Raw genomic sequence first — 10,395 nt, 5'->3', positions numbered from 1 at the left:
GCTGTAAGAGCGGAACCAATCGAAGCCGTTACCTAAATAACGGATATGTACTCAGTTCAAAAAGCCCGATAAGCCCGCATAAACAGCCCCACAACCTCCTGCACATGCTCCTCGGCCGCCTCTGCGCTCAGTTGCCCCCCGCACCCATACAACAAACAAAAATTCGCCGTCCCCTTGAGCAAGCAAAAAAAATGCTCCGCCGCGGTGAACGGCTTGGCAATACGCAATGCGCCACTCTGGTCGATCTTACCGAGCAGCCGCTCCATCCCCTGCAACATACGCATCGGCCCAGCCTCGAAAAAGATCTGCGACAACTTCGGATCCTGACTCCCGGAAGTCATCATCAGCCGATGCAGGTTCACCGACTCCTCGCTATTGATCAGCACATGAAACCCGCGGGCGATATTGAGCAGCACCTTCTCCACCGGCACACCCTCGGGCAGCTCGAAATACATCACCGGTAACTGCTCTTCGCACTTGGCAACCACCGCCGCCGAGAACAGCGTCTCCTTGTCGGTGAAATGGCTGTACACCGTCAGCTTCGACACCCCCGCCTCCACTGCCACGGCATCCATGCTGGTACTGGCATACCCATTACTCAAAAACAGGATCTTCGCCGCATCAAGAATCGCCTGGCGTTTTGCCATGTCCTTGGGACGCCCGGGGCTATTGGTGTTCACAGGATTGTCGGACATTTTCACTTTATTACTGGACTGGTGAGTTTGGTATTAATAACATACTGGCCAGTATATTATTCCTAGCATCATTAGCGAAAGGTCCTTCAGCATGCGCAGCTATTTCCTGCCACTCGCGTTGCCTGCCAGCTTGTTATTCCTGTTGGCTGCCTGTGGCCATGAAGAAGCGGCGCAAACCACCGTCCGCCCGGCCATGGTGGTTCAGCCAGAGCCTTCGGCGCAGGCTTCCGACAGCTACCCGGGCGAGGTGCGTGCACGCTATGAACCCGACCTGGCCTTTCGCATTGGCGGCAAAGTCAGCCGACGACTGGTGGAGGAGGGCGAGCGCGTCAAGGCCAACCAGCCCCTGGCCGAACTCGACCCTCAGGACGTACGCCTGCAACTGGAAGCCACCCGCGCCCAGGTCGCCGCTGCCGACGCCAACCTGAGCCTGGTACGCGCCGAGCGTGACCGCTACAAGACCCTGATGGACCGTCAGATGGTCAGCCGCTCCCAGTACGACAACTCCGAAAACCTCTACCGCTCCGGTGAAGCACGCCTCAAGCAGATCAAGGCCGAATTCGACGTGGCCAATAACCAGGCCGGTTACGCCGTGTTGCGCGCACCCCAGGATGGCGTGGTCGCCAAGCGTGCAGTGGAAGTCGGCCAGGTGGTGTCGGCCGGCCAGACCGTATTCACCCTGGCCACCGATGGCGAGCGGGAGGTGTTGATCAGCCTGCCGGAGCAAAGCTTCGGGCGTTTCAAGATTGGCCAGCCGGTGTCCGTGGAACTGTGGAGCCAGCCCGACCAGCGCTTCAACGGCCGCATCCGCGAACTGTCGCCGGCTGCCGATCCAAAGTCGCGAACCTTCGCCGCCCGCGTCGCGTTTACCGGCGGCAAAGTGCCTGCGGAACTGGGGCAGAGCGCTCGCGTCTTCATCCAGGCTGACGGGGTGATTCCCCTGGCGGTGCCGCTGTCTGCCCTGAGCGCGGAGAACGGCGCGTCCTACGTCTGGGTGGTGCAGCCCGACAATACCCTCAAGCGCACACCGGTGCGGATCGGCGCCTTTGGCGAGAAAACCGTGCCGGTGCTGGAAGGCTTGAACCCCACTGATTGGGTGATCGCCGCCGGTGTGCATGTACTCCATGAGGGCCAGCAAGTGCGCCCGGTGGATCGCGCCAATCGAGTGGTAAGTCTGGCGGCCAAGGAGTAGTCCCCGATGGGTTTCAATCTTTCCGAATGGGCGTTGCGTAATCGCCAGATCGTACTGTTTCTGATGATCCTGCTGGCAGTGGTCGGCACCTTGTCCTACACCAAGCTGGGACAAAGCGAAGACCCGCCGTTTACCTTCAAGGCCATGGTGATCAAGACCAACTGGCCAGGCGCTACGGCCCAGGAAGTGTCGCGCCAGGTCACCGAGCGTATTGAAAAGAAATTGATGGAGACCGGCGACTACGAGCGCATCGTCTCCTTCTCGCGGCCCGGTGAATCCCAGGTCACCTTCATGGCCCGGGATTCGATGCACTCCGCAGAGATCCCGGACCTCTGGTACCAGGTGCGCAAGAAAATCAGCGATATTCGCCAGACCCTGCCACCGGATATCCAGGGCCCGTTTTTCAACGATGAATTCGGCACCACCTTCGGCAATATCTACGCCCTGACCGGCGATGGCTTTGACTACGCCGTGCTCAAGGACTACGCCGACCGCATCCAGATTCAGCTGCAACGGGTGCCGGATGTCGGCAAGGTCGAACTGCTGGGCTTGCAGGACGAGAAGATCTGGATCGAGCTGTCCAACCTCAAGCTCGCCACCCTCGGCCTGCCGCTGGCGGCCGTGCAGCAGGCGTTGCAGGAACAGAACGCGGTGTCCACCGCCGGCTTCTTTGAAACCCCGAGCGAGCGCGTGCAGTTAAGGGTGTCCGGCAACTTCAAGACCGTTAAGGAGATTCGCGACTTCCCGATCCGCGTCGGTGATCGTACGTTCCGTATCGGTGACGTGGCCGAGATTCATCGTGGCTTCAACGATCCACCGGCACCGCGCATGCGCTACATGGGCGCCGACGCCATCGGGCTGGCCGTGGCCATGCGTGATGGTGGCGACATCCTGGTGCTGGGCAAGGCCCTGGAAGGCGAATTCGCACGCCTGCAGAAGAACCTTCCTGCCGGTATGGAACTGCGCAAGGTGTCGGACCAGCCGGCAGCGGTAAAAACCAGTGTCGGCGAATTCGTCCAGGTGCTCGCCGAGGCCCTGGCGATTGTGTTGCTGGTGAGCTTTTTCTCTCTGGGTGTGCGCACCGGCATGGTGGTCGCCCTGGCGATTCCGCTGGTGTTGGCCATGACGTTTGCCACCATGTATTACCTCGGCATCGGCCTGCACAAAATCTCTCTCGGCGCGCTGGTGCTGGCGCTGGGCTTGCTGGTGGACGATGCGATCATCGCCGTGGAAATGATGGCGATCAAAATGGAGCAAGGGTACGACCGGCTCAAGGCCGCCAGTTTCGCCTGGACCAGCACAGCCTTCCCGATGCTCACCGGCACCCTGATCACGGCCGCGGGTTTCCTGCCGATTGCCACGGCGCAATCGAGCACCGGTGAATACACCCGCTCGATCTTCCAGGTGGTGACCATTGCGCTGCTGGCCTCGTGGGTCGCCGCAGTGATGTTCGTGCCGTACCTGGGGGAAAAACTCCTGCCGGACCTGGCGAAGATTCATGCGGCCAAGCATGGCACCGATGGGCCGGATCCCTACGGCACACCCTTCTATCAGCGCGTAAGACGCCTGGTGGAATGGTGCGTGCGTCGGCGCAAGACGGTGATCGTCCTGACCTTGCTGCTGTTTATCGGCTCGGTGGCGCTGTTCCGCTTTGTGCCCCAGCAGTTCTTCCCGGCTTCCGGGCGACTGGAACTGATGGTCGACCTGAAACTGGCTGAAGGCGCGTCCCTGAGCAATACGGCTGACCAGGTCAAACGCCTTGAAGCCTTGCTCAAGGAACATGCAGGTATTGAAAATTATGTGGCCTATGTCGGTACCGGTTCGCCACGTTTCTACCTGCCGCTGGACCAGCAACTGCCGGCCGCCAGCTTTGCCCAGTTTGTGGTGTTGGCCAAGACCATCGAGGAGCGCGAAAGCTTGCGCACCTGGCTGATCGAAACCCTCAACGAACAATTCCCGGACCTGCGTTCGCGGGTTACGCGGCTTGAAAACGGCCCTCCGGTTGGCTACCCCGTGCAGTTCCGGGTAACGGGCGAGCACATCGAAGAAGTCCGGGCCCTGGCGCGGAAAGTGGCGGCCAAGGTTCGCGAAAATACCCACGTGGTCAACGTGCACCTGGACTGGGAAGAACCGAGCAAGATCGTCTACCTCAACGTTGACCAGGACCGCGCCCGTGCCCTCGGCGTGAGCACCGCCAACCTGTCGAAATTCCTCCAGAGTTCCCTTACGGGCTCCAGCGTCAGCCAGTATCGCGAAGACAACGAGTTGATCGAAATCCTGCTGCGCGGCACGGTGCATGAGCGCACCGAGCTGTCGCTGCTGCCAAGCCTGGCGGTGCCGACCGACAACGGCAAGAGCGTGGCGCTGTCGCAGATCGCGACCCTGGAATACGGCTTTGAGGAAGGCATCATCTGGCACCGTAATCGCCTGCCGACCGTGACCGTTCGCGCCGATATCTACGGCAAGGAACAACCGGCCACCCTGGTGCAGCAGATCCTGCCGACCCTCGAAGGCGTGCGCGCTGAACTGCCGGACGGCTACCTGCTGGAAGTTGGCGGCACGGTCGAGGATTCCGCCCGTGGGCAGAACTCGGTCAAGGCCGGTGTGCCGCTGTTTATCGTGGTGGTGCTGACCTTGCTGATGCTGCAATTGCGCAGCTTCTCCCGCACCGCGATGGTGTTTCTCACGGCGCCCTTGGGCCTGATCGGAGTGACACTGTTCCTGCTGGTGTTCCGCCAACCCTTTGGGTTCGTGGCGATGCTGGGGACCATCGCGCTGTCGGGGATGATCATGCGTAACTCGGTGATCCTGGTGGACCAGATCGAGCAGGACATCAAGGCCGGCCTGGCTCCCTGGCAGGCGATTATCGAGGCGACCGTGCGGCGCTTCCGGCCGATTGTGCTGACGGCGCTGGCGGCCGTACTGGCGATGATCCCGCTGTCCCGCAGCGTGTTCTTCGGGCCGATGGCCGTGGCGATCATGGGCGGCTTGATTGTTGCGACGGCATTGACCCTGTTGTTCCTGCCCGCGCTGTATGCGGCGTGGTTTCGGGTCCGCAAGGAGGCGGTGTAAGGCTTCGAGTGGCAGGGGTGTCCTGTAAGGAAATGCCTCTGGTCATTCACACATAGACGCAAACTGCGACCCTGGGCGACGGAACGTTTGCCCGTGGTGCTCCACTCAGAATTGTCTGATTGACAGACGTCGTTGTCGGGGCCGCAAGCCTGCGGTCCCGATGAACAACAATGAGTTCATGGAGTGTCATATGTTTATTTTGTCTGCCCTGGCAGCTTTCAAAGGTGCTTTCCTGGGGTCACTGCTGGGCAATCTGTTGCCTGGTTCCAATAAAGAAGCTGATACAGCGCGACCGCACAAGCCCGGCCATGGACGGCCCGGTTTCAACCACGGCCATCACTCCCGGCCAACGGGGCCTGTCCTGCCTGCGCGGCCCAAGCCGTATCACCAGGCGCCGGTGCATGAGGCCCACCAACCCTACCAGAGGTCATCGGCACTCTTTCCGATCCATCGATAGCCGCTGACTCGAGGCAGCCCGGGAACCACTCGGGCTGCCTTGCCACTCAGAGGGGGCTTTTGACCATAGATATCGAGGAGTGTGTATGATTTTTCCAGTACTGGTTTCACCACTGCACCTGTTGGGGGCTGTATTTGGAATAGGGCCGAATTTCGGTCGGCCCAATGGCAATGGCCAGCCCGAGATCAACATTAATATCAAAACCGAAAACAACACCACCAACAGCAGCAACAGCAATGCCGTGGGTAGTGATTTGCCTTGCAAGTGCCGCTATTAAAAAAAACGCCCTGAATAGTTCAGGGCGTTTTTAGTTGCCGGGTATGGTCTACAGCGCGCCGAACACCTTCTTGGCCAAGCTGGTGGCAGCCGCCGCCGGGTTCTTGCGAATGGTTTCTTCCTGCTGGGCGATCATCTTGAACAGCCCGTCCAGCGCCTGTTCGGTCACGTAGCTTTCGACATTGGCGCTCTTGGCATCAATGGCGCCAAAGGTGGCGGCCTTGCCGGCGAGCGCGTTGTACTGCTGGGCCACGCCGACCTTGTCGGTAGCGGCCTTGACGATCGGCAGGAACTTGGCCCGGATCTCGTCACGGCTGCTTTTGTTCAGGTACTGGGTGGCCGAGTCCTGGCCGCCGGTGAGGATGCCCTTGGCATCGGTCACGCTCATGTTTTTCACCGCGTTTACCAGGATCGGCTGGGCCTGGGTGACAGCAGACTCGGCCGCCTTGTTCATGCTGGTTTCAAGTTGCGTGACCTGGTCACCCATGCCGAACATTTTCAACTTGTCAGCGACTTTGCCCAACTTGCCCGGCAGGCCGATCTTCACTTCGGGGTTGTTGCTGAAACCACCGGGCACACCCAGTTGTTTCACGGCAATCTGTGCGCCTTGGGTCAGTGCATCCTTGAGGCCGCCGGTGGCGTCGCCCTGGGACAGGCTGCCGAGGGACAAGGCCATGGCGTTGGCACCGAGCAGCAAGCCGGCGCACAGGGCAGTGAGGCGAAGGGAGTTACGGAGCATGGGCGCTTCCTTATGTTCGATATTTTAATCAGTGTGCAACCGCATCCACGCGCAGGCGCAGCGGTTGTGGGTCCTGGCCGTTCAACTGCACGGAGTGCCGTTCGGTGGTGATAAACAGTAGCTTGCCCTCCAGTTCGATGCGAGCGCTCACCGAGTAACTGTGGCCAGGCTTGACCTGGGTCGGGTCGTAGCTCAGATGAAAGGGCAGCGGCACCTGGCCTTTCACCGGGCCTTTCTGCTCGGCCAGGGTCACGGCCGGGGCATCCATCAAGGACACATCCTGCAGGGTCACACTCAAGGTGGCGGCGGGCGGCAGGGCGATGCGTTGCAGGTAGAAGACTTCGCCATCGAGGCTGGCTTTGGGCGCGGGGCTCATGGTCTGGCAGGCTCCCAGCAGGGCGGTCAGGCCCAGGAGGATGATTTTTTTCATGGTGCAGCTCCTTGTCAACGGCGCCAGAAACACCCTGGCGCCTCGGTCACTCTAGTGTGTTTCTTCGGGTACCACAGGCTGGTCTGGCGCCTCTTCGCTGCGATGCAGTGCGACCTGGCGAATCGACAGGCGAATCTCCGCGGGCAATACGCGTTTGGCTGCGCCTTCGGCCAGCTCACCCAGCAGCGGGTGATAGCTCAGTTTGCCGGCCTCGTCGCGACGCAGCACATCTTGCTCCAGCAGGGTCTGGATAAAATGTCGGAAAAGGCTCTTGTCGAAGAACTCCGGGGCATTCAGGCCGTGCAGGATCGACAGGCGCTGGGCCATGACCGTGCACAGGTCTTCCAGCTCTTCGGCGCTGATGCTGTTCTGGCCGCTGTTGAGCAGCAGCGAGATCGCCATGTAGAAGCGTTGCAGGGTCTGGGCGATGCTCTTGGACAGCAGGGTCAACAGCACAAACTGCCGTGAGCTCGGCGCCGGGCGCAGGTACACGTCGTTTTCAAAACGCAGCAGGCCTTGTTCGACGAAGGCGTCCAGCCACTGGTCGACCACCGCGTCCAGCTCGTCCAGGGACCAGCGGATAAACAGCTCCGATTGCAGGTACGGGTAGAGCGCACGGGTATAGCGCAGGATCTGTTCGCGGCTCATCCGCGAGCTGCTCTGGAAGAAACTTGCCAGCAGCGCCGGCAGGGCGAAGATGTGTAGCACGTTGTTGCGGTAGTAGGTCATCAGGACGGCGTTCTGCTCGTCCAGGTAGAGGATCTTGCCCAGTGCATCGCTCTGTTCCGACAGCAGGTCCATGTCCTTGACGTGCTTGATCAGCGCCAGGCCGTCGCCTTCCGGCAGGGTGGTGTGGGGCGAGTAGGGCACCTTGCGCAGCAGTGCCAGGTACAGATCCAGCTGGCGCGCCATCGCCTGTTCGTCCAGGGCCAGACGGGTGGTGGACAGCAGCGCGAGGGCCACCAGGTTCACCGGATTGATCGCCGCCGCTTCGTTCAAGTGTTGCGCCACCCGTTCGCCGAGGCGGTTTGTGGTTTCGTTGAGCCACGCCGGCTTGTAGTTCGGGCCCAGCTCCTGGGAGCGCCAGTCGGGCTGCTCGCTGTCGAGGAATTCAGCCAGCTTGATCGGTTCGCCGAAGTTCACGGCGACCTGGCCAAAGCGCTGCTTGAGGGCGCCGACCACTTTGAAAATATCGAAAATCGACTCTTTCTTCTTGCTCGCACCGCGCAGTTCGCCCAGGTAAGTGCGGCCTTCCAGCACCCGCTCATAGCCGATGTACACCGGCACGAACACGATGGGCATGCGCGAGGAACGCAGGAAGCTGCGCAGGGTGATCGCCAGCATCCCGGTCTTCGGTTGCAGCATGCGCCCGGTGCGCGAGCGTCCGCCTTCGACGAAGTATTCCACCGGGAAACCCTTGGTGAACAAGGTGTGCAGGTATTCGTTGAACACCGAGGTGTACAGCGGGTTGCCCTTGAAGGTGCGGCGCATGAAAAACGCCCCGCCACGGCGCAACAGGCTGCCGATCACCGGCATGTTCAGGTTGATCCCGGCGGCGATGTGCGGCGGGGTCAAGCCATTCTTGAACAGGAGGTAGGAGAGCAGCAGGTAGTCGATATGGCTGCGATGGCACGGTACATAGATCACCTCGTAGCCCTGGGCGACCTTTTGCACACCTTCGATGTTGTTGACCTTGATGCCGTCGTAGATCTTGTTCCAGAACCAGCTCAGCACCACTTCGAGGAAACGGATGGCGGTGTAGGTGTAGTCCGAGGCGATCTCGTTGCCATAGCGCAGAGCCTGGGCCTTGGCTTTCTCGGGGGTGATTTTCTCGCGTTCGGCCTCGTCGAGGATCGCCTGGCGTACCAGTGGCATGTTCACCAGGCCCTTCACCAGGTTGCGCCGGTGGGACAGGTCGGGGCCGATCACTGCGGTTTTCAGGTTGCGAAAGTGCACCCGCAGGATGCGCTGGGCCATGCGCACGGTGCGTTCGTGGCCTTTATTGTGCTCGATCAACTCACGCAGGTTGATGGGCGCGGAGAATTGCACCCGGGTCTTGCGGCCCAGGATCAGGATGCTCAGCAGCCGGCGCAGGCGGCCGGTGACGGCCCAGCTGTCGGCGAACAGCAGTTTCCAGGGGCTGGACTCGCTGTCGGGCGACTGGCCCCAGAACACGCTGACTGGAATGATCTGTGCATTCTCTTCGGCGTGTTCGGTGAGCACATCCACCAGGCGGGTCAGGGTGGGTGGGGCGCCACGCTTGTCCTGGCGCCCCAGCCAGTCGGGGTCGGGCGTCAGGTAGAAGAAGGCTGCCGGCTCCATCAGCGGGCCGACCGACACCGGCAGCACCGGGCGCGGCAGGCCGGCCTTGGTACATTCGGTATCAACCACCGCCAATTCGGTGAGGGATGGAGATTGCAGGACGTAAAACACCGGACGGCTGCGGTCGAGGTTCAAGGTAAGGGACGACTGGTTGATCGTCTCTGAGCGAACCCAGAGGTACAACAGCCGGCGCAAGGTGCCAAATACCAGACGGCGAAAGGGAGAACGGGTCATACGGCTTCTGCTTTGAGTGGGGAAAAAAACCGGGCAGGTGCTCGGGGCGCTAGTGTGCAGTATTAGCCGAAAATCGGCAAAAAAGCGGCGAAGTAATCTTGAGTTGAAGCTTTTTGAGCCTGTCTTATACTCGGCAGTTCAACTGCGACGACTCAACAATAAACGTACTTATAAAAAGCATGTGGGAGCAAAACAGATGGCAACGCGCGAAACCGGCAATGTGAAGTGGTTCAACGACGCCAAGGGCTATGGCTTTATCCAGCGGGAAGATGGCAAGGATGTGTTTGTGCACTACCGCGCCATTCGCGGTGAAGGGCATCGTTCATTGGCCGAAGGCCAGCAGGTGGAATACGCCGTGGTGACGGGAGAGAAGGGCTTGCAGGCTGAGGATGTGGTGGGCCTGTAACCTTGGCGTGATCGTTCCCACGCTCTGCGTGGGAATGCTTCTTTGGACGCTCCGCGTCTGCTTTTAATCGTGACGCGGAGCGTCACAGGTTGCATTCCCACGCAGAGCGTGGGAACGATCCCTCAGGTTGTTTTCCAGGTGATCTGCTCTTCACCGTCTGCGCTGATACGAATCCAGGTATCCGCGCTTTCTTCACCTTCTTCCTCAACCCAGCTGCCCGGCGCGCAACGCACTTCGACGTTCAGCGCGGCAAAGGCTGCGCGGGCGCAGGCGATGTCGTCTTCCCACGGGGTCTGGTCGCTTTCCAGGTACAGGCTGTTCCATTTGCCTACGGCTTTCGGCAGCCAGGTGACCGGTACGCTGCCGGCTTTGCACTTGTAGGTCTGGCCGCGCTGGACCCAGTCGGTGCACGGGCCCAGGGCGGCGCCCAACCAGGCGGCGATGGCCTTGTGGTCGACGTCGGCGTCCTTGAGGTAAATCTCGATATCAGGTTGGCGCATGGATGTTCCTCGTTGCGGGATTTTGAAAATCCATTCGCGGATTCGGTGTGGGCCCCGAGGCCCACAAAAATA

The 10,395-nt window shown here is 60.7% G+C and carries 9 protein-coding genes; 4 read left to right on the top strand and 5 right to left on the bottom strand.

The window, feature by feature from the left end; genetic code table 11:
• Positions 1-56 precede the first annotated feature (56 nt).
• Positions 57-695, bottom strand: a complete 639-nt coding sequence (locus HYE77_RS16790) for a TetR/AcrR family transcriptional regulator (protein WP_008430503.1) — start codon at positions 693-695, stop codon at positions 57-59.
• A 91-nt stretch (positions 696-786) separates the two neighbouring features.
• Between HYE77_RS16790 and HYE77_RS16785 the strand changes: the two genes are divergently transcribed.
• The 3 genes from HYE77_RS16785 (at position 787) to HYE77_RS16775 (ending at position 5,693) form a co-directional block, all read left to right on the top strand.
• Positions 787-1,887, top strand: coding sequence for an efflux RND transporter periplasmic adaptor subunit (locus tag HYE77_RS16785; protein WP_003219359.1), 1,101 nt, complete (start codon positions 787-789; stop codon positions 1,885-1,887).
• 6 nt (positions 1,888-1,893) lie between these two features.
• Positions 1,894-4,959, top strand: coding sequence for an efflux RND transporter permease subunit (locus HYE77_RS16780; RefSeq protein WP_134325827.1), 3,066 nt, complete (start codon positions 1,894-1,896; stop codon positions 4,957-4,959).
• 542 nt (positions 4,960-5,501) lie between these two features.
• Positions 5,502-5,693, top strand: coding sequence for a hypothetical protein (locus tag HYE77_RS16775; protein WP_177069011.1), 192 nt, complete (start codon positions 5,502-5,504; stop codon positions 5,691-5,693).
• 48 nt (positions 5,694-5,741) lie between these two features.
• On the opposite strand, the gene HYE77_RS16770 is transcribed toward HYE77_RS16775, so the two are convergent.
• The 3 genes from HYE77_RS16770 to plsB are packed head-to-tail and all read right to left on the bottom strand — an operon-like array spanning position 5,742 to position 9,417.
• On the bottom strand, positions 5,742-6,431 hold the full coding sequence (locus HYE77_RS16770) for a DUF4197 domain-containing protein (RefSeq protein ID WP_003219356.1): 690 nt from the start codon (positions 6,429-6,431) through the stop codon (positions 5,742-5,744).
• A 28-nt stretch (positions 6,432-6,459) separates the two neighbouring features.
• On the bottom strand, positions 6,460-6,861 hold the full coding sequence (locus HYE77_RS16765; RefSeq protein WP_003219355.1) for a YbaY family lipoprotein: 402 nt from the start codon (positions 6,859-6,861) through the stop codon (positions 6,460-6,462).
• Between the two features lie 51 nt (positions 6,862-6,912).
• Positions 6,913-9,417 (bottom strand): glycerol-3-phosphate 1-O-acyltransferase PlsB, encoded by a 2,505-nt coding sequence (gene plsB, locus HYE77_RS16760; RefSeq protein ID WP_008430494.1) that lies wholly within the window; start codon positions 9,415-9,417, stop codon positions 6,913-6,915.
• A 196-nt stretch (positions 9,418-9,613) separates the two neighbouring features.
• Between plsB and HYE77_RS16755 the strand changes: the two genes are divergently transcribed.
• The gene (locus tag HYE77_RS16755; RefSeq protein WP_003219353.1) at positions 9,614-9,823 is read left to right on the top strand and encodes a cold-shock protein; all 210 of its coding nucleotides are present in this window, start codon (positions 9,614-9,616) and stop codon (positions 9,821-9,823) included.
• Between the two features lie 122 nt (positions 9,824-9,945).
• On the opposite strand, the gene HYE77_RS16750 is transcribed toward HYE77_RS16755, so the two are convergent.
• The gene (locus tag HYE77_RS16750) at positions 9,946-10,323 is read right to left on the bottom strand and encodes a hypothetical protein (protein WP_008430491.1); all 378 of its coding nucleotides are present in this window, start codon (positions 10,321-10,323) and stop codon (positions 9,946-9,948) included.
• Between the last annotated feature and the right edge of the window lie 72 nt (positions 10,324-10,395).

Origin of the sequence: Pseudomonas sp. IPO3774 (assembly GCF_013386835.1) — a bacterium.
In the GTDB taxonomy this organism is placed as follows: Bacteria; Pseudomonadota; Gammaproteobacteria; order Pseudomonadales; family Pseudomonadaceae; genus Aquipseudomonas.
The sequence above is the reverse complement of the archived record's forward strand: the minus strand, read 5'-3'. Positions and strand labels throughout refer to the sequence as shown.